This is a genomic window from Flavobacterium aurantiibacter (assembly GCF_002251775.1).
Lineage (GTDB): Bacteria > Bacteroidota > Bacteroidia > Flavobacteriales > Flavobacteriaceae > Flavobacterium > Flavobacterium aurantiibacter.
This window is the reverse complement of sequence record NZ_NOXX01000224.1, coordinates 37,401-60,081: the sequence shown is the minus strand read 5'-3', so window position 1 is coordinate 60,081 and position 22,681 is coordinate 37,401. Positions and strand designations below refer to the sequence as shown.

At 41.6% G+C, this 22,681-nt stretch carries 27 protein-coding genes and 1 pseudogene; 11 read left to right on the top strand and 17 right to left on the bottom strand.

Going from position 1 to position 22,681, the window contains the following annotated elements; genetic code table 11:
- Positions 1-193 (top strand): hypothetical protein (locus CHX27_RS15740; RefSeq protein ID WP_207758968.1); only part of this gene is annotated, 193 nt, incomplete at its 5' end.
- Between the two features lie 85 nt (positions 194-278).
- Here the strand turns inward: CHX27_RS15740 and CHX27_RS15975 are convergent.
- The 10 genes and pseudogenes from CHX27_RS15975 to tgt all read right to left on the bottom strand — a co-directional run.
- Positions 279-533: pseudogene (locus CHX27_RS15975) on the bottom strand (type II toxin-antitoxin system RelE/ParE family toxin); the annotation flags it as partial.
- 26 nt (positions 534-559) lie between these two features.
- Positions 560-796 (bottom strand): hypothetical protein, encoded by a 237-nt coding sequence (locus tag CHX27_RS14210; RefSeq protein ID WP_094487420.1) that lies wholly within the window; start codon positions 794-796, stop codon positions 560-562.
- A gap of 294 nt (positions 797-1,090) precedes the next feature.
- Positions 1,091-1,237: a hypothetical protein gene (locus CHX27_RS15605; RefSeq protein ID WP_165764527.1), complete on the bottom strand. Its 147-nt coding sequence runs from the start codon at positions 1,235-1,237 to the stop codon at positions 1,091-1,093.
- Complete coding sequence (locus tag CHX27_RS14205) at positions 1,227-1,487, bottom strand: hypothetical protein (RefSeq protein WP_094487419.1); 261 nt, start codon at positions 1,485-1,487, stop codon at positions 1,227-1,229. The genes CHX27_RS15605 and CHX27_RS14205 overlap by 11 nt, the downstream gene beginning before the upstream one ends.
- Positions 1,488-1,622: 135 nt before the next feature.
- Positions 1,623-3,308, bottom strand: a complete 1,686-nt coding sequence (locus CHX27_RS14200; RefSeq protein ID WP_094487418.1) for a DUF262 domain-containing protein — start codon at positions 3,306-3,308, stop codon at positions 1,623-1,625.
- A 63-nt stretch (positions 3,309-3,371) separates the two neighbouring features.
- The gene (locus tag CHX27_RS14195; protein WP_094487417.1) at positions 3,372-3,674 is read right to left on the bottom strand and encodes a hypothetical protein; all 303 of its coding nucleotides are present in this window, start codon (positions 3,672-3,674) and stop codon (positions 3,372-3,374) included.
- A gap of 258 nt (positions 3,675-3,932) precedes the next feature.
- Positions 3,933-4,403: a hypothetical protein gene (locus CHX27_RS14190; RefSeq protein WP_094487416.1), complete on the bottom strand. Its 471-nt coding sequence runs from the start codon at positions 4,401-4,403 to the stop codon at positions 3,933-3,935.
- Positions 4,404-4,897: 494 nt separating this feature from the next.
- A complete protein-coding gene (locus tag CHX27_RS14185) occupies positions 4,898-5,782 on the bottom strand; it encodes a DMT family transporter (RefSeq protein WP_094487415.1) in 885 nt (294 codons plus the stop codon).
- A complete protein-coding gene (locus CHX27_RS14180) occupies positions 5,769-6,866 on the bottom strand; it encodes an LptF/LptG family permease (protein ID WP_094487424.1) in 1,098 nt (365 codons plus the stop codon). The genes CHX27_RS14185 and CHX27_RS14180 overlap by 14 nt, the downstream gene beginning before the upstream one ends.
- 16 nt (positions 6,867-6,882) lie before the next feature.
- A complete protein-coding gene (gene tgt / locus CHX27_RS14175; protein WP_094487423.1) occupies positions 6,883-8,013 on the bottom strand; it encodes a tRNA guanosine(34) transglycosylase Tgt in 1,131 nt (376 codons plus the stop codon).
- 307 nt (positions 8,014-8,320) lie between these two features.
- On the opposite strand from tgt, the gene CHX27_RS14170 reads away from it, so the two are divergent.
- The 5 genes from CHX27_RS14170 to CHX27_RS14150 are packed head-to-tail and all read left to right on the top strand — an operon-like array spanning position 8,321 to position 11,785.
- On the top strand, positions 8,321-8,926 hold the full coding sequence (locus CHX27_RS14170; protein WP_094487414.1) for a SatD family protein: 606 nt from the start codon (positions 8,321-8,323) through the stop codon (positions 8,924-8,926).
- Positions 8,914-9,630 (top strand): DUF3307 domain-containing protein, encoded by a 717-nt coding sequence (locus CHX27_RS14165; protein ID WP_094487413.1) that lies wholly within the window; start codon positions 8,914-8,916, stop codon positions 9,628-9,630. The genes CHX27_RS14170 and CHX27_RS14165 overlap by 13 nt, the downstream gene beginning before the upstream one ends.
- Before the next feature lie 6 nt (positions 9,631-9,636).
- Entirely contained in the window at positions 9,637-10,167 is a 531-nt protein-coding gene (locus CHX27_RS15850; protein ID WP_094487412.1) for a DUF1003 domain-containing protein, read from the top strand.
- Between the two features lie 11 nt (positions 10,168-10,178).
- On the top strand, positions 10,179-10,595 hold the full coding sequence (locus CHX27_RS14155) for a hypothetical protein (protein ID WP_094487411.1): 417 nt from the start codon (positions 10,179-10,181) through the stop codon (positions 10,593-10,595).
- On the top strand, positions 10,592-11,785 hold the full coding sequence (locus CHX27_RS14150; protein WP_094487410.1) for a chloride channel protein: 1,194 nt from the start codon (positions 10,592-10,594) through the stop codon (positions 11,783-11,785). The genes CHX27_RS14155 and CHX27_RS14150 overlap by 4 nt, the downstream gene beginning before the upstream one ends.
- Here the strand turns inward: CHX27_RS14150 and CHX27_RS14145 are convergent.
- Positions 11,782-12,237 (bottom strand): META domain-containing protein, encoded by a 456-nt coding sequence (locus CHX27_RS14145; RefSeq protein ID WP_133063486.1) that lies wholly within the window; start codon positions 12,235-12,237, stop codon positions 11,782-11,784. The genes CHX27_RS14150 and CHX27_RS14145 overlap by 4 nt on opposite strands.
- A 78-nt stretch (positions 12,238-12,315) precedes the next feature.
- Here CHX27_RS14145 and CHX27_RS14140 point away from each other — a divergent pair, with 78 nt between their 5' ends.
- The 4 genes from CHX27_RS14140 to CHX27_RS14125 all read left to right on the top strand — a co-directional run bounded on the left by CHX27_RS14140 (position 12,316) and on the right by CHX27_RS14125 (position 15,276).
- A complete protein-coding gene (locus CHX27_RS14140) occupies positions 12,316-13,098 on the top strand; it encodes a DUF2490 domain-containing protein (RefSeq protein WP_165764526.1) in 783 nt (260 codons plus the stop codon).
- Between the two features lie 181 nt (positions 13,099-13,279).
- The gene (locus CHX27_RS14135) at positions 13,280-14,674 is read left to right on the top strand and encodes an FAD-binding oxidoreductase (protein ID WP_094487408.1); all 1,395 of its coding nucleotides are present in this window, start codon (positions 13,280-13,282) and stop codon (positions 14,672-14,674) included.
- A gap of 126 nt (positions 14,675-14,800) precedes the next feature.
- The gene (locus tag CHX27_RS14130; RefSeq protein ID WP_094487407.1) at positions 14,801-15,079 is read left to right on the top strand and encodes a hypothetical protein; all 279 of its coding nucleotides are present in this window, start codon (positions 14,801-14,803) and stop codon (positions 15,077-15,079) included.
- The gene (locus CHX27_RS14125; protein ID WP_207758967.1) at positions 15,061-15,276 is read left to right on the top strand and encodes a hypothetical protein; all 216 of its coding nucleotides are present in this window, start codon (positions 15,061-15,063) and stop codon (positions 15,274-15,276) included. Before CHX27_RS14130 ends, CHX27_RS14125 begins: the two co-directional genes overlap by 19 nt.
- A 467-nt stretch (positions 15,277-15,743) precedes the next feature.
- On the opposite strand, the gene secA is transcribed toward CHX27_RS14125, so the two are convergent.
- The 4 genes from secA to CHX27_RS14105 all read right to left on the bottom strand — a co-directional run bounded on the left by secA (position 15,744) and on the right by CHX27_RS14105 (position 20,802).
- A complete protein-coding gene (secA, locus tag CHX27_RS14120; protein ID WP_094487405.1) occupies positions 15,744-19,091 on the bottom strand; it encodes a preprotein translocase subunit SecA in 3,348 nt (1,115 codons plus the stop codon).
- A 96-nt stretch (positions 19,092-19,187) separates the two neighbouring features.
- Complete coding sequence (locus CHX27_RS14115) at positions 19,188-19,409, bottom strand: DUF2795 domain-containing protein (protein ID WP_022828503.1); 222 nt, start codon at positions 19,407-19,409, stop codon at positions 19,188-19,190.
- Positions 19,410-19,541: 132 nt separating this feature from the next.
- The gene (locus CHX27_RS14110) at positions 19,542-20,111 is read right to left on the bottom strand and encodes a cob(I)yrinic acid a,c-diamide adenosyltransferase (RefSeq protein ID WP_094487404.1); all 570 of its coding nucleotides are present in this window, start codon (positions 20,109-20,111) and stop codon (positions 19,542-19,544) included.
- Position 20,112: 1 nt separating this feature from the next.
- Complete coding sequence (locus CHX27_RS14105) at positions 20,113-20,802, bottom strand: ABC transporter ATP-binding protein (RefSeq protein ID WP_094487403.1); 690 nt, start codon at positions 20,800-20,802, stop codon at positions 20,113-20,115.
- 137 nt (positions 20,803-20,939) lie between these two features.
- Here CHX27_RS14105 and CHX27_RS14100 point away from each other — a divergent pair, with 137 nt between their 5' ends.
- The gene (locus CHX27_RS14100) at positions 20,940-21,614 is read left to right on the top strand and encodes a hypothetical protein (RefSeq protein ID WP_094487402.1); all 675 of its coding nucleotides are present in this window, start codon (positions 20,940-20,942) and stop codon (positions 21,612-21,614) included.
- Between the two features lie 60 nt (positions 21,615-21,674).
- Here CHX27_RS14100 and CHX27_RS14095 read toward each other — a convergent pair whose 3' ends face one another.
- A complete protein-coding gene (locus CHX27_RS14095; protein WP_094487401.1) occupies positions 21,675-22,463 on the bottom strand; it encodes an O-methyltransferase in 789 nt (262 codons plus the stop codon).
- Positions 22,460-22,681: a hypothetical protein gene (locus CHX27_RS15370; RefSeq protein ID WP_133063485.1), complete on the bottom strand. Its 222-nt coding sequence runs from the start codon at positions 22,679-22,681 to the stop codon at positions 22,460-22,462. Before CHX27_RS15370 ends, CHX27_RS14095 begins: the two co-directional genes overlap by 4 nt.

The window sequence follows — 22,681 nt, the reverse complement described above, 5'->3', positions numbered from 1 at the left end:
CGGGTTGCGGCGGGTCGGGCATTTTGCTGCAATGGCGCTTGCTCCCGCCGTTTTTGGTAGCAGCTTCGCGGCGCTTCTTGCAGTCGCACGACAAGCCACACCAAAAATAGGCACGCGCTTCACGGCATTTCCGCGTCATTCCCTGCTGCGAGGTGAGTGCACAACAAAACGTTTTTCTAAGAAGAGTACTTAACCAAAAAAATAAACCTCGCTTAAACGAGCTTAAACGAGATCGGAATTTTATGTTTTGGGTGCGTTATCCGTGTTAGCGGTAGTTGCTATTTTATTTTTAGGTTGTCTGGGTTTTGTCTGTTGTCCCACAGTGTGTGAATTATAATTTGGTTTTGGTTAAATTCATAGAATACTATGAAGTTTTCAATGAATAATCCACGAACAGGTTCTATTTCTGTCTTAATTCCGATTTCAGGTTGTTTTTTTAGAATTAAAATTTCTTTAATTAGTTTTTTGTATAGTTTAAGAGAATAGGTCTTGCTTTTATTTCTTTGAGCATAGAACTCCATAATGTCAAGGAGTTTATTAGTTACATTTCTTGACTAAATTATTTTGCGCTTGCCCATTTGGCAACCTTCTTGTCTAGCGTTTCATGGTCCATAGATAAACCTTCCTGTATTTCTTTCTTTGATTGCATAATTTCTTGTCTTTGGTCTTCGGTTAACTTTAGCACTTCTGCGTCTGTTTTTGAGTCAAGAATTGTTTTAATAGCCTTAAGAAATGAAACATCGTTAATCTCGGATATTCTATGCACTAATAGTTTTTTTAGTTGAATTGCTGTCATGTTTTCTATTTCTAGTTGCACGAATTTACAAAATATTTCCGGTCTTGTGCTGTGCGTCGCAATTATTGCTAACGTTCCTCCAATAGCCTACTTTGGCGATAAAGCGAAACGAATATTTCCCTACTAAGATAACTGTTTTTTGCAACGCACTGTTCGCTTCGCTCGGGTCGTGGAAGCAAACTCAAGCGCTTTAAATCGATTTAAGAAAGAGCGGTTTTGGTAGATATTTTGAAGATTTGGTTTTGGGTTGGGGATGTGCAAAGGTTACGGCCGTTGGCAGCTGCCCTTTTTTATTTATGGCTCAATTACTCTAATTTTCCCTTCTTCGCTGATTACAAGCTTTTGACCTAGAGCTTTCTTTTTCTCAATCAGTTTCTGAGAAGAAATTTTTATTGCTCTTTTAATTTTTTCCTTTAGAATTTCTCTCTCATTATTGCTCATCGGAAATTGTTTTTAATTTGTTGAACTTTTGAGAATTATGTATTGTGAAACTTTCGTTTTCAATTTCTTTTTCTGCGATCAATTCTGATTCAGGCTTTGAGTTATCGAATATAAGCAAAGAATCAACTTTGTTAGAATAAAGAAGAAAAAGATTTTTTATTCCAGCTTTATATCTTCTTTCAATAACATCTGGTGCTATATTATGTCCTCCTTCAATTACTCTTTTTTTAACCCCTCTAAAATTTGCCAATTACAACTTGAACTAAAAAATAAGCCGCTCTAGAATCGCTTCTAAAGAGGTCTTTTTCTGTTCAGATTTATGATTTTTACTTTTTAAAAGAGGTTGTGCAACAGCTACGGCTGTTACCTGCTGTGTTTTTTTCGGTTATACATTTTCTATTACGAATTTAACAATTTTGTCTTTACGTTGCTGTATAAGTTCTTTCGTCCAAGTTGCACTTTCAGCCGTCATTTTTTGTATTTCTCGTTGTTGTTTCAAATGATTGTAACTATTGAGTTTGTCGGCAAATGGTTTATTACCAACAGAACAATTATGTGATTTAGAAAGCAACAAATAATTACCTAAACAATTGATATATTGATTTACAAATTCCTCATCATAACTGTCATAACCTGTTTCTGGATTTTCAGTTTGTGGTGCAATATGTTCTAATTCTGGACTAACGATTTTGTCAAAACGAGTTGCCGTGTAACCACTTTTGCCTTGTCTTTCCAAATGGTTTTCGTATTTCCAAAGTAAATATTTTGCGGTTGTATGATTTATTCCTCCTTGAATTGAACGCTCTAATTCTTTGTTTCCCCAATATGACCACCACCAATCTTGTGTAGTTTTCATCCAATCAATTCTTACATTTATTGGTGTGATGTCAGGATTTTCCGAAGTGAATTTTTGATAAACGTCATTTAGTCGTGATGTAATTTCGGCTCTTGTTCCGATTAGTCTGTGTCGCAAAACCATTGTTTCCAACTTACTACAAAGCAAACTAATTTGATTTATTGGTAAACCAAATTTGTATGCCTTGATAATGAATGGCATTGCAATACCAATTCCGCCAAGTGTTACAAGCGAATGAATTTCTAAATTTTCTCTTTCGTCTTTGCTGAAAAATGTTGTTAGATGCTCAAAACTTATAGCAAGCGATTGAGTAAACGATTTGATAAAAGGAATTGGGTTTGCTTCCGATAACAACTTATTTATTTTGTCGATTGCGTTTGTTTCCCAAAGTGAATTGAAGTGAACACGAAGTGTGTAAACTAAAACATCATCTTCGTTAATTCTGTATTCGATTGATGAAATTGATTTGTAAATTTCTTCAAATCGGTCTTTGATTTCTTTTATCAGACTTTCTTTTTCTTCGCCACCATAAAGATGAACGTTGAACATAAATTGAGCCTTGATAATTTCCAAATTTGAAGGCTTTTTACCTCTGTTGTTTTGGAAAATAAACATCTGAATTGCTTCCGATGCGTCTTTTACTGGATGTGTTGTGCAAGATGCGTTTTGAACAGTGTCCAACATTTTCAATAGATATGTTTCGTCTTTATCGGCAAGTTGAGAAGTAAAAAAGTCAAATGCAATTGCAATACGTTTTGCGGAAACGGTTTTTATTCCATTTCTGTCTTTTTTGCTTTGGTCAATTACGCAATCTTTGAAAAATCTGTCGTCATAATCAACTGTTTCAAAACGATAAGTTGAGTTTCGTTTAATGATGTCTTCAAATGTTTCCTGTTCGGTTTCGTTTAAAGGTCTGATTTGTTTTAGTCTGCTGAATAATGCTGATAAGAAAATGACGATTGTCGTCATTCGTTGTTGTCCGTCAATTATTCCAAACTTTTTCTCGTCTTTTTCTTCAAATAGAAAGTGTCCGAAATAGTATTTTGATAGGGTAGAACTTTTATTGTAGTCTTCCAAGTCAGACAAAAACACATTTGTCTGTTTTGGCGACTTTGCTTTTTCAAGTTCCGTGTCCCAAGAATATGCTCTTTGATATGTCGGCACAAAAATTTTGTTACCTGCCAACATTTGCTTTATAGTTGTAGATGCTTTCATTAAATATTTTTCAGATTAAAAATATCAAAGGTAGCTTCGCCACCTTTGAATTATGATTTTTAATTATAAAGTTCTGATTAGTGAGTCATTTTCTTTTCTCAATTCGGTTTTCCCTTTTGTCGTTGTAATAGCAATGTCTGAACCGTGCCATCTTGCATTCGTTGCATCTCCGTTACCAATGGTTCGAACTAAAGAACCATTTTCTTTACGAATTTCAACCTTTCCTTTTACAGTTGTGATTGCGACTAATGACTGGTCAGAATTAAAATCTGCGGAAACTGCGTCACCATTTCCGATTGTCCTAACTAAAGAACCGTTGTCCTTGCGGATTTCAATTTTACCACTTTTGATTTGTAAAATATTCATATACTTTTTGATTTTGTTTATGCTTACTCTGTTCGGTTTTCAGCTTTCCCGTTAGTTCTGCAAATGTCGGATGTCAGTCGGTCAAAACGTGTCGTTCTGTGCGGTCGTCATAACGTAGCAGGTAACGTGCAGCGGATTGGCGTCAGTAGCGGTAAATTTAGTAAAAATATTGTGCGTGATGAAAGATTTTGAGCAAACCGTTTTGTTTCCGGCGGAATAGATACTAACTATTGCGCCAAACCGCTGTTAGCAGAAGATTTATTTGTAAACTTCAACTATTTGTTTTCCTTCTGAGTCTGTCTTTATCCTGTAATTATAAGTTTGAGTTGAAATATTCTGATTTGGAAGTAAAACTTTTGCTTCGCAATCACAAGTTTTATATTCATCATTTTTTTCTAAAGTAACAATGTTTGTCAGTTTTGCTCGTCTAATATTCTCAAGCTCATTCTGATAATTTTTTAAGTATCCTTCTTCTCTATTTCTTATATTTTTGTAGCGTTCCTCAAGCTCTTCTTTATATGAATTAATCGTGTCTCTATTGATTTCAACATTATATGTTGAATCTAAACTATTAAGTACTTCTTCTTGTTCGCTAATGTTATTTTCAATATTATCAACTTCATAAATCAAATCGATTACTGTTTCTGAAACATTCTCACCGTCACATTTAGGAGTTGTAACAATTATTTTTGAACAATTTTGAAATATAAAAGTTAGAAATAATACCATTGTCAATTTTGTCCTCATTTGAAAAAGATGATTAATATTAACCTACTTTCAGTTTTTAAGGTCGCTGTTTCGGCTTTTCCGACCTTTGATTGAATTCTCAAATCGTGTTCAAAATTTTCTGCTAACTCAACAATCGGCGAACTCCCCTCCTTTTCTCAATTTTCAAAAACACACATCAATTATTTAATAACAACACGTTACATCAATAAACCTACACGCATTTTGTCTATGTTAAATTGGGTACTTGTTTCGCCTCTTGTCCTACTTATCAAATTCGTAAATCGCTAAATTACGGGATTCCCACCTCCCAAAACTACCTACTTATAGGTATTTTTTCACGATTTTTTGGTAACGTATGCCCTAGCCCGGATGGCAGCGGCAGCCCGTAAGAAAAATACGGTATTGTGAAACGGTTAGAGCGTGGTGACCCAAGAAACCGCGCGCAAACCGATTGAACAAACCGGATTTTTTGCGGACTATAGCGAACAGCCGGATTAGCTACTAACCCTCGATCGTGATTTGATGTAGCCGTTTAGCAATACCGTGGCTAAAATTACCGCGGCGCCGATGTAAAAACCAAGACTCATTTGCTCACTGTCGCCTAAGATGAAGTACGCTAAAAAGATGCCGTACACAGGTTCGAGATTGGTGGTAAGCATAACCGTATAGGGCGAAAGCTTTTTCATGATGTCGACCGATGCCGTAAACGCATAGGCCGTGCAAATACTCGCCAAGATGAGCATGTAAAACCAATCGCTGCCGGAAAGTTGAAGTAACTCGGCCCTAACTTCGCCCGTTGCCAACAAGTACACACTCACGGCTAGAAATCCGGCGAAAAATTCGTACACCGTTAAAATAGAAGCGGGATTGTTGCGAGTTAATTTTCCGTTACACAAGGTAAATAAAACGCCCATAATTAGCGAAAACAACGCACAAATAGCTCCTTCGAGATACTGCACCTCGACTTGTATGATAAAACTGAGTCCGGCGACGATTATCAATCCAAAAAACACTTCGTACCACAGCATTTTACGCTTGAAAAAGAAGGGCTCTAGCAAGGCCGCAAAGAACGAACCCGTTGAAAATACCGCCAAGGTTATGGAAACATTCGAAATTTTAATGGCTTTGAAGAAGAAAATCCAATGCAAGGCAATTAGCAAACCTACGCCCGCCGTTTTGAGTAACAACGCCCGAGAAATGGCCAAATTTACCTTCCGACTGCGTTGCCACAAATACAAAAAAACTGTAGCTAAACCCATGCGAAACCACACCAAACGGTATTCTTGTATGCTGATTAAATCGCCCAAAACAGCAGTAAAACCCCATATAAAAACTATGAGGTGCATTTTAAGATGTGCGCCGGTTTTATCGTTTAGCATTGCGAAGCAGGTAAATCGCTAAAGTACCGAAAAGTACGTTTGGTGTCCACACGGCCAACAAAGGCGGAATGCTCGATTTTTCGGCCAAAACTCCAAAAATTTTATCGAAGAAGATATACGTAAATGCCAAAGCTATACCGATAGCCAAGTTAATTCCCATACCGCCGCGACGCTTCATAGACGAAACCGCCACCGCAATTATGGTTAGTATAAACGCCGAAACCGGAATACTGAATTTCTTGTAATACACCACCAAATACGAACTGATGTTGCTCGAACCGCGGTTTCGCTCCTTGTCGATAAAACTGCTCAACTCGTGTAAACTCAAGGTTTCGGCCACGTAAACGGTAGGCGTTAAATCTTCTAAATCGAATTGAAAAATCGTATCCATTTTGGGTTTCGACTCTAACTTATCCGACAGCGGTCCGATGGTGCGTTTTTTGTATCCGTACAGCGAAAAGTTCTTCTTAATCGGATTGTATTTAATACGGTCGGCATTGATTTTAAACACCATTTTGTTGTTGGCATCGAACTTCTCGTACGAAAAGTTGAACGCCATTTTGGCATCGTGATTAAAAGTACCAACGTGAATGAAATCGGTTTTATTAACTTGTCGAAATACGTTGCTGTTTTTTCGAATTTGCGCTTTTCCGCTACTGCCTTTCAGATAGTTATATCGAAAATTATTAAATCCTTCGCTGGCTTTTGGAACAATAAAAATTCCCATTAACAACGAAAACAAAGAAACGATGGTGGCACCAAAAATATAGGGGCGTAAAAATCGGGTAAACGATATTCCGCTGCTCAGTATGGCAATGATTTCGGTGTTGTTAGCCAACTTCGAGGTAAACCAAATTACGGAAAGGAATAGGAAAATCGGGAAAAGTAGGTTGGCGAAATAAATTGTAAAATCGAGGTAATAGAGTGCAATTTTACCGAAAGGTATTTTGTTTTCCATCATTCGATTGACCTTTTCGGCAACGTCGATCGTAATTCCGATGGGAATAAAAAGCATCAGCATCACCGAAAAGGTAGCCAAATACCGGTTCAGGATGTACTTATCGATTATCGTTAACTTCCCCATCTTTAGTTTTTGCATATTACAAACGCTGGTTCATTTGTTTTACCATCTTATTTTTCCATTCGGCGAAAGTGCCTGCAAGAATTTGTTTGCGTGCTTCGCGCACCAACCACATGTAAAACCCAAGGTTGTGAATGGTTGCAATTTGTTTGCCGAGATACTCGTTCGCTGCAAATAAATGGCGCAAATACGCTTTCGAGTATTCGTGATCTACAAAGGTTGTTCCGTTTTCATCTAAAGGTGAAAAATCGGCTTCCCACTTTTTATTCTTGATGTTAATGGTGCCGTTTGCCGTAAACAACATGCCGTTTCGGGCGTTTCGTGTAGGCATCACACAGTCGAACATATCAATTCCCAACGCAATATTCTCCAAAATATTGATTGGCGTACCTACTCCCATCAAGTAACGCGGTTTATCTTGTGGCAGAATCTCGGTTACGACCTCGGTCATTGCGTACATTTCTTCGGCGGGTTCGCCCACAGATAAGCCTCCGATGGCGTTACCTACTTGGTTGGAATTTGCAATGTATTCGGCTGATTGTCGGCGTAAATCCTTGTACGTACTTCCTTGAACAATCGGAAAAAATGCTTGCGAATAGCCGTATTTGTACGGAACTTTTTCCAAATGTGCGATACAGCGATCGAGCCAGCGGTGCGTCATATGCATAGAACGCTGTGCATAGCGGTAATCGCACGGATACGGCGTACATTCGTCGAACGCCATGATGATATCGGCTCCGATGGTGCGCTGAATTTCCATCACATTTTCGGGTGTGAAAAAGTGGTAGGAACCATCGATATGCGACTTAAACTTAACGCCTTCTTCTTTTATTTTTCGATTGGCCGAAAGCGAATATACTTGATAACCGCCCGAATCGGTAAGTATGTTTCGGTCCCAATTCATGAACTTATGCAAACCTCCTGCCCGCTCTAAAATATCGAGCTGCGGACGCAAATACAGGTGATACGTATTTCCGAGGATGATGTCTGGATTAATTTCTTCGCGCAATTCGCGTTGGTGAACGCCTTTTACAGACGCTACCGTTCCTACGGGCATAAAGATTGGCGTTTCGATAATTCCGTGATCTGTAGTAATTTTTCCGGCGCGCGCACGCGAATGCGGGTCGGTATGTAGCAGATTAAATTCCATAGTATTTTTAACGGCTGCAAAGATACACAAAGCCTTGGCATCGTCGGCATTTGTGCAAAAACGGTAGAGTACTTTTAATTTGGGTGTGAAAGGGCGCTCGTAATTCTTGACTAGGTACTGCAACATCCCGTTCCGAATACATGTAAATGCTTTGTGCAATCGGCATTAAAAAACGTCTTCATTCCACTCAATTTAAAGAATTGGCGTAAATAAACCTATTCTTAAAAATTGGCGCAAATAAACCTATTTTCAGAAATTGGCGTAAATAAACCTATTTTTTGTATTTTTGAATAAATAATACTTTGCTATGTATGCAGTGATCACAGGCGACATTATTGCTTCAAGAAGCGTAGAGCCAAACCGTTGGCAACCTTTGCTCGAGAAATTTCTGCAAGAAAATGCCGAACCCGCTCACGAATACGCTATTTCGCGCGGCGACAGTTTTCAAATTCAGGTTTTGGCTTCTAGCTGTTTGGAAGTGGCCATTCAACTTTCGGCTTTGCTGAGCGCCGAATCGGGCGTTGGTGTTCGTATGGGAATTGGCTTGGGAACCACGGAATTGTCGGAAAAATCTATTTCAAAGAAAATGAGTGAGGCACATATCTTTTCCGGTAAGGCATTCGATATGCTCAAAAACGACCGCCTTCGCATTAAAACTAAAAACCAAGAATTCGATGAAACGCTCAACGTAATTTGTAGCTTTATCGGAATTTTGATAAAAAACTGGAAACCCGCAACGGCTGCAACGATTTATCACGCTTTGAAACAAAACGACTTATCGCAAAAAGCCTTGTCGGCACTGCTGCAAAAACACGAGACCAGTGTTTCAAAAGCATTAAAACGCGGCGGATTTCACGAAATAACTCAGGCCATTAGCTTGTTCAAAAAAATGCTCGAAACATGCTCGATTTAACTCTAAAAATACTGCTGGCCCATTTGTTAGGCGACTTTGTTTTGCAGTCGTCTCGTATGGCAGCCGACATTGAACAACGCGTGTTAAAATCACCTATGCTTTACTTGCACGCGGGCATTCACTTCTTCTTATTGCTGCTGTTGACGCAATTTTCAAAAGACACTATTTTGAGCTGCATCGTACTGGCTGCCAGTCATTTTGTAATCGATGCGTTCACAAAAACTGTATTAAAAAAACGGCTGAGCCCTATTGCTGTTTTTAGTATCGATCAGTTACTGCACTTTGGTGCTCTTGCGCTGTTTGTGGCCTATCATCAGACATACGAAATAGATTGGGAACGTATTTTCGGTACGCAAACCCTTTTGGCTGCAAACGCCGTTTTGGTTACCACCTTTTGTTCGGCTGTTGTGATGAAGAAATTGATGCAGTTTTTTCCGTACGAAGCGCCAAAAACGGGACTTGCAGAAGCCGGATTTTACATTGGGATTCTGGAACGTTTGCTGATTTTCATTTTCATCACTTGCAATTTGTGGGAAGGCGTTGGCTTTTTACTTGCTGCGAAATCTATTTTTCGCTTTGGCGATTTGCGCGAAAACAAAGAAATAAAACTAACCGAATACATACTTATCGGAACGCTATTGAGCTTCACGCTTGCTATCGTAACCGCACTAATTTATCTAAATATCCGAGTCACACTAAATTAAAAAGTTATGCAAACCGAATTTGAATCTGCCGAAGATTTTGCCGTCGACCAACTGCGAAAATTACGCGAAATTGTTTCTAAAACACTGGAAGAAGAGCAATTAATTACCGAAAATCTGTTGCATCCACCGCGCGAATACCTGACTCAGGGACAGAAAATTTCTGATAAAGTGGCACGTTTTGGCGGCAGCTGGTCGTTTATCATCAGCTTTTTTGTTTTGCTGGTCGTATGGATTTTATTCAACAGCTTGGCATTAACGTCTGAGCGCTTTGATCCGTATCCGTTTATATTGATGAATCTCATCTTGTCGTGTATTGCTGCTTTGCAAGCGCCGATTATCATGATGAGTCAGAACCGACAAGAGGAAAAAGATCGGCAGCGTTCTGAAAACGATTATTTAGTAAATTTGAAATCCGAACTCGAAATTAGAAGTTTGCATCAGAAAATCGACTTAATCGCCGAAGAACAACTCAAAGCGATTTACGATTTAGAAGCCAAAATACTGACGAAATTAAACGATACTAAAATTCAAGATTAGCTATTCGACTCATGGCAACGAAAACTTGGCAACAGAAATTCGATCAACGCAAGGAACCTAAAGTAAAACGAATCGACAAACGTTTTGCCGACATTCCCGAAAACGCACTCATGCTTATTGCCACTCCAAAAATTTTTGCCGATTACATCGAACAAATTCCAGCCGGAACCTTGGTATCTATGACTGATATCCGGAAAGATCTTGCACTCACCCACGGTGCAACACATACCTGTCCGGTGACCACAGGCATTTTCCTGCGAATTGTGGCCGAACTCAACTACGAAAAGTACCAAGCAGGAACACCATTGAGCGAAATCACACCTTTTTGGCGTGCCATAGCTCCCAACGCACCTTTGGCAAAAAAACTAAGCTTTGACACTGAATTTCTTCAAAAAAGTTTAGCCGCCGAACAAGAAATCAACACTTGAAAATCGCGAACTTTCCTAAAATAGCGTCTGCCGCCGAACTAATTCGCTGGATTGGAGCCTTGTTGCTTCTATCCGTTAGCGTAGGTTTTATTTCGGGCGTGTTTCTGTATGTTTTAGACGGTGTTACTAATCTTCGTTTACAGGTTCCGTATCTTATATTCGGACTTCCATTCGCGGGCTATTTTATGGTGTGGTATTATCAAAAATTCGCGCCCAGCTATCAAGCCGGCACAAAAATGGTGGTTGCTGCTTTAAAGAACGGCAATCAAAACTGGAACTTCTTTTTAGCGCCGCTCATTTTTGTGACCACTTTACTGACACATCTCTGTGGCGGCAGCGCCGGACGCGAAGGAACCGCAGTACAAATGGCCGCTGGAATGCAAGCAGCACTCGGTAAGCTTTTTCAATTCGATGCAACAAAACAAAGCATCTTTTTGCGTTGCGCGCTAGCCGCCGGATTCAGCGCTGTATTTGGCGTTCCGTTCGCCGGATTTGTCTTTGCCTTCGAAGTTGATAAAACTAAAGGCATAAACGCATTTGCGGTGGCATCGGCGTGCTTTTGTTCGATTATGGCAAATACTGTGGCTTTGTTGCTTCCTATTTCGCACACAACGTACAAAACACCTCTGCTACCCGATTGGAGTTTTGGCTTATTCCTGGCTTTACTTGCATGCTGCCTAGCCTTCGGATTTACCGCGCGCTTGTTCATCGAATTACAAGAAAAAATAGCGTTTCTATTTCAGAAAATTACCGATAAAAAACCGCTGCAAGCTTTTGTTGGTGGCTGCATAATTATTGCACTTGCCTTTGTATTACAAACCGACCGCTATCTCGGCTTAGGTATTCCCGAAATTGAAAGCGCTTTTCAACAACCCTCCGACGGAACTGTATTTGGCTGGAAACTTTTATTCACCGCAAGTACCTTAGCAGCCGGATTTAAAGGTGGCGAAGTTACCCCGCTGTTTTTTATTGGAGCAACGTTAGGAAGTTTTCTCGCCGTACCGCTTGGTTTGCCCATCGGTTTTGTTGCTGCACTGGGTTTTGTCGCAGTATTTGGCGCAGCGGCAGCCTTACCAATAACCTGTGCCGTTATGTGCCTAGAACTATTTGGAATACCGTACTTTTTGGTTGCGTTACCGGTTTGCCTTATGGCTCGCATTTTTGCCGGTAAAAAAAGTATCTACACTTAGCGCACACGAACCAAACGCGGCAGCGGAGCCATACGTGCTTTATTCAGCGAAAGCGTGTCGCCACGTAACGTAAAATTGTCTACAACTTCTAATTTTTGCAGGAATTCGCGTTCCAAACTCATGTCGTTACAAGCCATCATAGTGCTTCCCATTTTGCTGAACTTCAAACGAAAACTTCCGTCTGTTTCAAACGAACCAAAGAAATTATTGCAACTGGCATTACCCGAAATACGACCTGCTTTCTCTATGGTAATCACCGGCGTTTTCAATCCGGCTGCCACTTCTACTGCGCTACCATTTAATTCAATCAACTGCCATTTACTGTATAAACTGCTCGATTCGTTGTTTTTTGCATCCGATAAAACTGCACGTTGCTGGCAAGCCGTAATTAAAATAATTGCTACTAATCCAACGCCTAACTTCAGCAAATTGGTCGTTTTGCTACTATCCATAATTCCATTTTTTTGAGAATTGAAAATAAGCTTTTTCTGCTTATAACGTACTTTTACGGGCAACTAACTACTAAAACTATGCCGTTAAAATTCCGTTATCTGTTGCTCTTTGCTTTTCTCTCAATAGGAATAAGCGCCCAAACCACACGCATCACCGATCGCAACGACATTGGCTGGTACAATTATTTCGGAACCTTCAAAGTGGCCAACAAGTGGAGCGTACACACCGAATACCAATGGCGCCGCGATCAAACCATTTCCAATCCGCAGCAAAGTTTACTTCGCCTAGGAGCAAACTATCAAGCAAGTCCGAAATTGCAACTGCGCTTGGGCTACGCTTGGATAGAAACCTATGCTTACGGCGATATTCCGTTAAACGGCTTCGGAAAAACATTCACCGAGCACCGCAGCTTTCAAATGGCAACGATAACCGATAAAATTTGGAATATCGATCTCTCGCACCGCTTCATGCTCGAGCAACGCTGGGTGGGTCGGTTCAACTCGGCAGCAGCAACTTCCGAAGACGAATACCTGTTTTTGAATCGGCTGCGCTACATGTTTCGACTGCAAATTCCTTTGGCTAAAAATCCGAAACCGAAAACACCGTATCTAGCGGTTTACGACGAAATATTCCTCGGATTTGGCGAAAATATCGGCGCTAATGTCTTCGATCAAAATCGCCTCGGACTCCTACTCGGCTGCAACCTCACGTCTAATTTTAAAATCGAAGCCGGCTACCTCAACCAAATCGTGCAGTTTGGCAGAAACATCAACAATCAAGACGTTTACCAACACAATAACGGCTTGATTGTCAATACCATATTCAATTTCGATTTCCGGAAAAACAAAGAAACCAAATAACCGATTTTCAACTTTATTTGGGCGTTCCCGCGAGAACGAAATCGCTTCATCTAAAATCGTAACTTCGCGGTCGGGCCTTTCGCTATAATCTGTTTCGCGCCTTAAGCGGCAGCGCAAAACAGGATTTCCGCTTCAGTCCCTAACGCAAAATCCGTAACCGAAAAATCGTTTTCAAAAGAATATGCTTACCGATTCGTTTCTTTCCGAACTTCAAAATATTCCAAACCTCGACTGCTATCGCGATACCGAAACGCTGTTGCATTACGGCCACGACGAAACCGAAGACCTGTCGTTTCCACCGCATATTGTGGTCAAACCAGCTACCGTTGAACAAGTGTCGGCCGTTTTAAAAATCGCAAACCAGCATCAAATTCCCGTAGTTACCATCGGCGGGCGCACCGGATTAAGCGGCGGAGCATTAGCCGTAAAAGGCGGCATTGGTTTATCGATGGAACGTTTCAATCAAATTCACGAAATCGATTTGAAAAACTTGCAGGTAACCACCGGAACGGCTGTCGTTACCCAAACCCTGCGCGATGCGGTGGCGCAACACGGCTTGTTTTATCCGGTCGATCCGAGCAGTCAAGGCAGTTGTTTCATCGGTGGCAACATCGCCGAAAATGCGGGTGGAGCGCGTGCGTTAAAATACGGCGTTACCAAAGATTACGTACTTAATTTACAAGCGGTTTTGGCCGACGGAACGATCATCGAAACCGGCGCAAATACGCTAAAGAACGCTACCGGCTACAACCTCACGCAATTGTTGGTAGGCAGCGAAGGAACGCTTGCTGTAATTACACGAGCCACGCTTAAACTCCTGCCCTTTCCTACGCAAAACGTTTTAATGCTCGTACCGTTTCGCAACGAAGCCGAAGCTTGCGAAGCGGTTTCAGCCGTTTTTCGAGCCGGATTTGTTCCGTCGGCGCTCGAATTCATGGAACGCGACGCCATCGACTGGGCGCTGCAATTTGTTGACAACCTGAATGTTGTAGTAGCGCCAGACGTAAATGCACATTTGTTGGTAGAACTCGATGGCAACAACCTCGACCAACTGCTCGAAGAAGCCGAAAAATTGTGCAGTGTTTTCGAAGCCTACGACATAGATGATATTCTTTTTGCCGATTCTACCGAACAGAAAAATCAACTTTGGAAAATGCGACGCAGCATAGCCGAAGCGGTTAAAGCCAATTCGGTCTACAAAGAAGAAGATACGGTTGTGCCGCGCTATGCCCTACCCGAGTTGTTGCAAGGCATTAAACGCATTGGTGCGAAATACGGTTTTAAATCAGTTTGTTACGGACATGCCGGCGACGGAAACTTGCATGTAAACATTATTCGCGGCGACCTCAGCGAACAGCAGTGGCAGGAAGATATTCCAAAAGGCATTACCGAAATATTCGAACTAACAGTGGCGCTAGGTGGCACACTTTCGGGCGAACACGGCATTGGTTATGTGCAAAAAAATTACATGCCCATAAAATTCCCGACGCATCACCTCGATTTAATGCGTGGAATCAAAAATGTCTTTGATCCAAACGGGATTTTGAATCCAGGTAAGATTTTTCCGGATGCGTAGCTACCCACAAGGGAATTTACTCCATTGATTCACTGCACGATCATGCAGTGAAAAATACGTCATTTGTAGTATTTCAGAAGATTAGCTCACTAAATAGTTTTGACTCATAACTAAAAACATTTAATTATGAGAAAATTACTATTTGTATTGGCAGCTCTTGCCGGAACTTTCGCCACACAAGCGCAAGAAACAAAATTTGGTGTTAAAGCGGGTGTCGACTTGGCATCTACAAAAGTGGATCTTGGACCATTAGGTGAGGTAACCGGTTCGGAAACAGGTTATTACTTAGGTGGATTTGCCTCTATTGGTATTTCCGAAAAATTCGCTGTACAGCCCGAGTTAATGTACGTACTAATCAAAGATTTCAACTTTTTGAGCGTACCGATTTGGCAAAGTATGAATTAGCGGATAGTTTCCATTTAATGGCGGGACCAAGTTTAAACTACTTCACCGAATTGGAAGAAGAAAAGTTTAAAATTAACGTTGACTTTGGTGCGTCGTACGACATTTCGGAGGAGTTCGACGTAAACGCGAAATATTCGTTAGGCACAGGAGATGTGGCTATCAGCGGTATTTTCATTGGTGCAGGCTATAAGTTTTAGTCTGCCGATTTTTTGTTTTAGTTGGAACGCCGAACGGATTTTTCGTTCGGCGTATTTTTTATTAGGATTTTACCGCGCAAACACTTTGTAAGGCTGCGATGAAAGTGATTTCATTCATTTAAAAGATCTTTGAAATGAATCGGGATAAATGCTGTCTATCCTTCACTTTGTTTACTGTATTTACTTGGCATTACATTCGAACTTTTAGTTTACAACTTTCTATATAATGTAAACCACATTACAAAGTTACTATCGACGTTTTCAGCTGATACCTAATCAAATATTAAGATGATCCGCCAAAACGATTGTACGGATTTTTGACCAAACGTAGGTAACGATTGCCGCGCCAACGATTAAGCCGATACCCCACAGGCGGTGTAGCGCAGCGGAACTCGCCGAGGAGTAAAGGCGAAAGCGTGCCCGGGCGCCCAAAAAAAAATCTGCCTTTTACAGCAGATTTCTTTTTATTAAGCTAAAACCCATTCGCCGGATTGCAATAGCGACTCGGCTTTTTTGTACTTCATCGTTTCGGTTTTCCCACTCAAAACGTGTTTAATGGTAACCGTATCGTTTCGATTGATTTTCGGTGTTTCCCGAACTATCGTTTCAGTTACTTGTTTGGGTTGGGTTTGCGCTGATTCACGATTCTGAGCTGCTGCCTGATCGCTACTCGGAATTTCGTCTTTCGAAGTTTGGTAATTTTCCTTCTGCTTTACTTCGCGTGCTTCCTGAATTTGTGGTGCATTTTGCTGGGGTAAGTCGCCTTTAAACAAGAACGAAATCACCTCGCGATTCACGCCATTCAACATATTACTGAAAAGCTTAAACGCTTCGAATTTGTAAATCAGCAACGGATCTTTTTGTTCGTGAACGGCCAATTGCACCGATTGCTTCAGCTCATCCATTTTGCGTAAGTGCTTTTTCCAAGCTTCATCGACAATCGCCAAGGTAATGTTCTTTTCGAAATCGGTAATCAGCTGCTTACCGCGCGATTCGTAAGCTTTCTTTAAATCGGTTACCACATTAAGCGTTTTTACTCCATCGGTAAACGGAACAACAATACGCTCAAACTTGTTTCCTTCATTTTCGAAAACGCCCGCAATAATCGGAAATGCCTGCTCGGCACTGTTCGCTGTCTTCGCTTCATAAAAATCTAAAACCGATTTATAAACGGTATTCGTTAAATCGTTGGCCGATTGTTTGTTGAAATCCGATTCAATTACTGGCGATTCAATAGAGAAATAACGGAACAATTCGAATTCAAAATTCTTGTAATCGCCTGCTGCTTTCGCTTGATCTACCAACAATTCGCAGGTATCGTAAATCATGTTTGCGATATCCACTTTCAAGCGCTCGCCTTCTAAAGCGTGACGTCGGCGTTTGTAAACCACTTCGCGTTGTGCGTTCATAACGTCGTCGTACTCCAATAACCGTTTACGAACACCAAAGTTGTTTTCTTCTACTTTTTTCTGCGCACGCTCAATCGATTTGGTCATCATCGAATGCTGAATTACTTCGCCTTCTTTCAATCCCATACGATCCATGATTTTCGCCACACGATCCGAACCAAACAAACGCATCAAGTTATCTTCGAGCGATACGTAAAATTGTGAACTTCCGACATCTCCCTGACGACCTGCACGACCGCGTAACTGACGATCGACTCGTCTAGAATCGTGACGTTCAGTACCTATAATCGCTAAACCACCAGCGGCTTTTACCTCAGGAGTTAACTTAATGTCGGTACCACGACCAGCCATGTTTGTAGCAATAGTTACCACACCTGGCTTACCCGCTTCTTCCACAATTTGCGCCTCCTGCTTGTGCATTTTCGCGTTCAATACATTGTGGTTAACGCCGCGCATTTTTAGCATTCGCGACAATAATTCAGAAATTTCCACGGAAGTGGTACCAATAAGTACCGGACGACCTGCTTCGGAAAGTTTCGTTACATCTTCGATTACGGCATTGAATTTTTCGCGCACCGAACGATAAATCAAATCTTCGTGATCGATACGTGCAATCGGACGGTTGGTTGGAATTTCCACCACGTCTAATTTATAGATTTCGAAAAGCTCGCCCGCTTCAGTAACGGCGGTACCTGTCATACCAGCCAGTTTGCTGTACATACGGAAGTAGTTTTGCAAGGTAATGGTTGCAAAAGTTTGCGTAGCTGCTTCGATTTTTACGTTTTCCTTAGCTTCGATCGCTTGGTGTAAACCATCGCTGTAACGACGACCGTCCATGATACGACCGGTTTGCTCATCTACAATCAAAATTTTATTATCGATGATCACATATTCTACATCTTTCTCAAACAAAGTGTAGGCTTTCAACAGCTGCGTTAAGGTGTGAATGCGCTCACTTTTCTGAGCAAATTCGTTGAAAAGCTTTTCTTTCGCTTCAATTTCAGCTTCTTTAGGCAGTTTTGCCTGTTCGATTTTCGCGATTTCCGTTCCCATGTCTGGAAGCACAAAGAAATCCGAATCGGTATCGCCAGAAAGTGCTTTGATGCCGCTTTCGGTCAATTCAACCGAATTATTCTTCTCTTCAATCACAAAATACAAAGCTTCGTCCACTTTGTGCATTTCGCGATTGTTGTCTTGCATGTATTGATTTTCCGTTTTCTGCAAAAGTTGTTTTACGCCGTCTTCACTCAAAAACTTAATCAATGCCTTGTTTTTAGGCATGGCGCGGTGTGCGCGAAGTAAGTTGAAACCGCCGTCTTTGGTGTTTCCTTCTTTGATGAGTTTTTTCGCTTCGGCTAAGAACCCGTTTGAAATTTGTCGTTGTAAGTTAACGAGCTGCTCCACCTTTGGTTTTAGCTCGTTAAATTCGTGACGATCGCCTTGCGGAACCGGACCGGAAATGATCAAGGGCGTACGCGCATCGTCGATCAATACCGAGTCAACCTCATCGACAATAGCGTAATTGTGCTTGCGCTGTACGAGTTCGGCAGGTGTGTGCGCCATGTTGTCGCGTAGGTAGTCGAAACCAAATTCGTTGTTCGTTCCGTAGGTGATATCGGCTTCGTACGCTTTACGACGACCGTCGGAGTTCGGTTGGTGGTTATCGATACAATCTACAGTTAGTCCGTGGAATTCGAACAAAGGCGCTTTCCACGAGCTATCGCGCTTGGCTAGGTAGTCGTTTACTGTTACCAAGTGTACGCCTTTTCCGGGAAGTGCATTCAAATAGAGCGGCAAGGTTGCCACCAACGTTTTACCTTCACCGGTTTGCATTTCGGCAACTTTACCTTCGTGCAAAGCAACACCGCCGATAAGCTGCACATCGTAGTGAATCATGTCCCAGGTAATTTGTTTACCGGCTGCATTCCACGAATTGGCGTAAATGGCTTTATCTCCTTCGAGGGTAATATATGGTTTCACGGCTGCTAACTCGCGATCTTTCGCAGTAGCGGTAACCTCAATCGACGTATTTTCTTTGAATCGGCGTGCAGTTTCTTTCACCACAGCAAAAGCTTCGGGAAGGATGGCAAGCAACACTTTCTCGGTAGCTTCGTAGGCTTCTTTCTCGAGACGATCGATTTCTAGATAGAGCGATTCCTTCTGATCGATATCTGAAACGGCCTCAATTTCTTGGAGCAGTTTAGAAATTTTTTCGTCTTGCGCTTTGCGTCCTTCCTTGATGGTTTCTTTGAAGGCGGCAGTTTTGGCGCGCAGTTCGTCGTTCGATAAAGCTTGTAAAGCCGGTTCGAATGTCTTTATTTTAGTGATGTAAGGCTGTATGGCTTTGATATCTTTTTGAGATTTGTCGCCAACGAACACCTTGAGAATACTACTGATAAGACTCATATATTTGATTCTTTAGTTGCTGAAAAATTGTGTGCAAATTTATGCAAAAAAAAAGCCTCTACTTGAGAGACTTTTATGCTTTTGAGTGATTTCTTTTTAATACTCATCCTCGTTCCAAAGATAATCTTCGTCGGTCGGATAGTCAGGCCAAATTTCCTCCATTGATTCATAGATTTCACCTTCATCTTCTATTGATTGTAGGTTTTCTACGACCTCTAGCGGAGCTCCGGCACGAATCGCATAGTCAATCAACTCGTCTTTTGTTGCCGGCCATGGAGCATCGCTCAAATAGGAAGCAAGTTCTAACGTCCAGTACATTTTGTTGTCTAATTAGGTTTATGCAAAAATATATTTTTTACTAAAATTTCAAAGTAAAAAACACTTTAATTTCAATTTGATAAGAACATAGTGTTTACGCGCTATTATCGAAATAATTTTAAGAAAAAACGATTATTTTCTCGGAATCCACTTCACTTCAACCGCGTTTAGCTCCTTGGTCAACATCCGTGCCAAAACAAAGAGGTAGTCGGATAAACGATTTAAATACGTAATTGCCATCGGTTCAATCGGCTCTTCATGTCCTAAATGTACTGCCAAACGTTCTGCTCTGCGACAAACGCAACGTGCAATATGACAAAATGACACCGTTTGATGGCCGCCTGGCAACACAAAATGCGTCATTGGTTCCAGACTATCTTCCATACGGTCGATTTCCTTCTCGAGAAAATCGATGTCTGTTTGCAGTAATCCCAAATTCTGTAATCTACGCTCGCCGTTTTTCAAAAATTCTTTCTCCTGTGGCGTAGCTAAAATAGCGCCCACCGTAAACAAACGATCTTGAATTTCGATAAGCGTTTGTTTGTGAATCTCTGAAATATCCTGATCGCGAATTAAACCAATGTACGAATTCAACTCATCAACAGTTCCATAACTATCGATTCGAATATGGTCTTTCGGAACACGTGTACCGCCAAAAAGCGCTGTAGTTCCACCGTCGCCGGTTTTTGTATATACTCTCATTTTATTGATTCTGATTATCTGATTCGATTAAACCATCGCGCAAACGAATCACGCGGTGTGCGTAAGCAGCAATGTCTTCTTCATGCGTTACCAAAATAACCGTGTTTCCGTTTTGGTGAATGTCGCCAAACAATTTCATGATTTCAACGCTGGTTTTAGAATCCAAGTTTCCCGTAGGTTCGTCGGCTAAGATAATCGAAGGCTTGTTCACCAACGCACGAGCAATAGCCACACGTTGCCGCTGACCGCCCGATAACTGGTTGGGTTGGTGATCCATCCGATCGCCGAGATTAACTTGTTCCAGCACTTCTTTGGCACGAGCGCTGCGTTCGGCTTTTCCGTAACCGGCGTAAATCATCGGAAGCGCCACATTATCCAATGCTGTAGTTCGCGGCAACAAGTTAAAAGTTTGAAATACGAAACCAATTTCTTTATTGCGTATCTCCGCTAATTCGTCGTCGCGCATCTTGCTCACGTCTTGTCCGTTCAAAATATACGAACCCGAAGTTGGCGTATCCAGGCAACCCAATAAGTTCATCAAGGTCGATTTCCCAGAACCCGACGGACCCATTAGTGCCACATATTCACCCTGATTTATCGTTAAATCGATTCCTTTTAGAACACGAATCGTTTCCGCGCCCAGCGCAAAATCTCGTTTAATCGACTTGAGTTTAATTAATTCTTTCAAAATCTCTTTTTAGGGTAAGTAGCAAAATAGCATGAGTTGTTACAGTTTGTCTGCGTGCTAATTGCGTAACAGTTGTTTCGAATCGCATAAGGCTCGCTGTATCGCAGCAAGATACCTTTACTAAATAAAATAAACAAGTTATGAAAAAATTTATCGTAGGATTTTTGGCCGTGCTCGCCATCACTTTAGGAAGTTGCAAAAGCAATACCGAAAAAGAGGCTGAAATAGCCGTTAAAGAATATGAAGATTACGCCGACTCGATCTCAAAATTAAGTTTCGACAACATCAAAACGAACTGGAAAACCATCGAAAACGAATTTGCTGCCAAAGGAAGTCGCGTTGACAGCACTTTAATTACCCACGAAAATCGCGTTGAAGCCACCGAACGCATCAATGTTGCCAAATCGAAATACAATGAAATTCTGGCCGAAATCGAAGCCGATTTAGACGAAGCAGCAAACCCAACTGACGGAAATACAAATCGCAGTAAACTGCTTCGCGACGCGTATTTCAAAAACGCTAACGTAGGCGAAAACCTCGATTTCTCTTGGGTAAACAAAGACAATATTTTGAGTGTTTACCAAAATTTTGTTGCTGAATTCAACAGAAATAAAAACACCTACAGCCGCGAAGACTTCGACAAAATAAAAATGATGTACGAAGCGCTAGACACCCAAAAAAATCAGGTGGAAAAAGAAGGATTATCCTCGGAAGACAACCGGAAAATTGCCGCCTTGAAATTTAAATTCGGACCAACTTTCAAGTGGGAACGCATGGGAGCTAAATCCGACGAAAACGCCGACGCCAAAGAATAAGGTAGTACAACCACTACCCTGCTCTGGATTGTAAACTCGGTTTTTGAAAATACAGTTGACTCACATCAGCGTATCGAAAAAGAAAGGTGTACGAATAACAAAATGTTCTTTGTGCGGCCGAGGCTCAAAAAATAAAATTCCCCAACGAAAGGTGTCAACAGACAAGCTTACGTTGGGGTTTTTGCGCAGGTATTCCCAGGCGCGTTGCATGTGGGTGCTGTAGTAAATGTCGTCGAAAATCCAAACCGATTTGTGATGAACGGTCTGCAACAGCATATTGAAATACGAAATCGTGGGTTCGTATTGGTGATTCCCGTCAAAGAAAATTAAATCGAATTTTTGGTCGTTTATCGTGGGGAGAATCGCTTCGAAGGTACCGTTTGTAAACTGAATGCGATCCGAATAATCGGCAAGTACATCTTGGGCTACGGCTTGCGTTTGGGCACAACCTTCGAGGGTTTGAAGGTTTACGCCTGCTTCTGCCAAGGCTACTGAAGCTTTTCCGACAGAGGTTCCAATTTCGAGCGCGTTTTTTACCTCAAAATAGCGCGCCATGCGAAACAACAGTCGCTGTCGATACGGTGTAATCCCAGCAACAGCGGCCATATCGCACACGCGTCGTTGTTTGGAATGCAGGGTTTTCGATTGTGCGCCAAAATCGGTTACTTGAACGAGCTGTTTATTGGCAGCCAATTTTTGGTTGAGCTGTTCAAAAGTTTGGTACGCCTCGTATGGTCGCGAATCGTTCAGGCAGTTTTCCACAAACTGGTACACAAACGGCGAGTGTACGCCGTGTCGATTTTTAGATCGATACAAAAAATGCAGATAAGCTTTGATTTGAAAAATCATGCTGCGAAGGTAAGGAAACGCAAAATCAAACTAATTTTCGGGATTTGTATTTTTATTTGGGCGGCAAACCGGCTGTTCGTTTCAAGTTTGCCCAGCCAGCGCAGCTCAAAACACCAAACGGCAAGAGCTCTCGTTGTCGCTTTGCCGTTTGGGTTTTCGCGGCGCTTCCTTGGGCAAAGCTTTCCACTGCCATCCGTGCCGCGGCGTATCGTTTTCAA

Coding starts and splice junctions, on each gene's coding strand:
- CHX27_RS14210 (WP_094487420.1), bottom strand. CDS start 796: ATGACAGCAATTCAACTAAAAAAACTATTAGTGCATAGAATATCCGAG.
- CHX27_RS15605 (WP_165764527.1), bottom strand. CDS start 1,237: ATGAGCAATAATGAGAGAGAAATTCTAAAGGAAAAAATTAAAAGAGCA.
- CHX27_RS14200 (WP_094487418.1), bottom strand. CDS start 3,308: ATGAAAGCATCTACAACTATAAAGCAAATGTTGGCAGGTAACAAAATT.
- CHX27_RS14195 (WP_094487417.1), bottom strand. CDS start 3,674: ATGAATATTTTACAAATCAAAAGTGGTAAAATTGAAATCCGCAAGGAC.
- CHX27_RS14190 (WP_094487416.1), bottom strand. CDS start 4,403: ATGGTATTATTTCTAACTTTTATATTTCAAAATTGTTCAAAAATAATT.
- CHX27_RS14185 (WP_094487415.1), bottom strand. CDS start 5,782: ATGCTAAACGATAAAACCGGCGCACATCTTAAAATGCACCTCATAGTT.
- CHX27_RS14180 (WP_094487424.1), bottom strand. CDS start 6,866: ATGGGGAAGTTAACGATAATCGATAAGTACATCCTGAACCGGTATTTG.
- tgt (WP_094487423.1), bottom strand. CDS start 8,013: ATGGAATTTAATCTGCTACATACCGACCCGCATTCGCGTGCGCGCGCC.
- CHX27_RS14170 (WP_094487414.1), top strand. CDS start 8,321: ATGTATGCAGTGATCACAGGCGACATTATTGCTTCAAGAAGCGTAGAG.
- CHX27_RS14165 (WP_094487413.1), top strand. CDS start 8,914: ATGCTCGATTTAACTCTAAAAATACTGCTGGCCCATTTGTTAGGCGAC.
- CHX27_RS15850 (WP_094487412.1), top strand. CDS start 9,637: ATGCAAACCGAATTTGAATCTGCCGAAGATTTTGCCGTCGACCAACTG.
- CHX27_RS14155 (WP_094487411.1), top strand. CDS start 10,179: ATGGCAACGAAAACTTGGCAACAGAAATTCGATCAACGCAAGGAACCT.
- CHX27_RS14145 (WP_133063486.1), bottom strand. CDS start 12,237: ATGGATAGTAGCAAAACGACCAATTTGCTGAAGTTAGGCGTTGGATTA.
- CHX27_RS14140 (WP_165764526.1), top strand. CDS start 12,316: ATGCCGTTAAAATTCCGTTATCTGTTGCTCTTTGCTTTTCTCTCAATA.
- CHX27_RS14135 (WP_094487408.1), top strand. CDS start 13,280: ATGCTTACCGATTCGTTTCTTTCCGAACTTCAAAATATTCCAAACCTC.
- CHX27_RS14130 (WP_094487407.1), top strand. CDS start 14,801: ATGAGAAAATTACTATTTGTATTGGCAGCTCTTGCCGGAACTTTCGCC.
- secA (WP_094487405.1), bottom strand. CDS start 19,091: ATGAGTCTTATCAGTAGTATTCTCAAGGTGTTCGTTGGCGACAAATCT.
- CHX27_RS14115 (WP_022828503.1), bottom strand. CDS start 19,409: ATGTACTGGACGTTAGAACTTGCTTCCTATTTGAGCGATGCTCCATGG.
- CHX27_RS14110 (WP_094487404.1), bottom strand. CDS start 20,111: ATGAGAGTATATACAAAAACCGGCGACGGTGGAACTACAGCGCTTTTT.
- CHX27_RS14100 (WP_094487402.1), top strand. CDS start 20,940: ATGAAAAAATTTATCGTAGGATTTTTGGCCGTGCTCGCCATCACTTTA.
- CHX27_RS14095 (WP_094487401.1), bottom strand. CDS start 22,463: ATGATTTTTCAAATCAAAGCTTATCTGCATTTTTTGTATCGATCTAAA.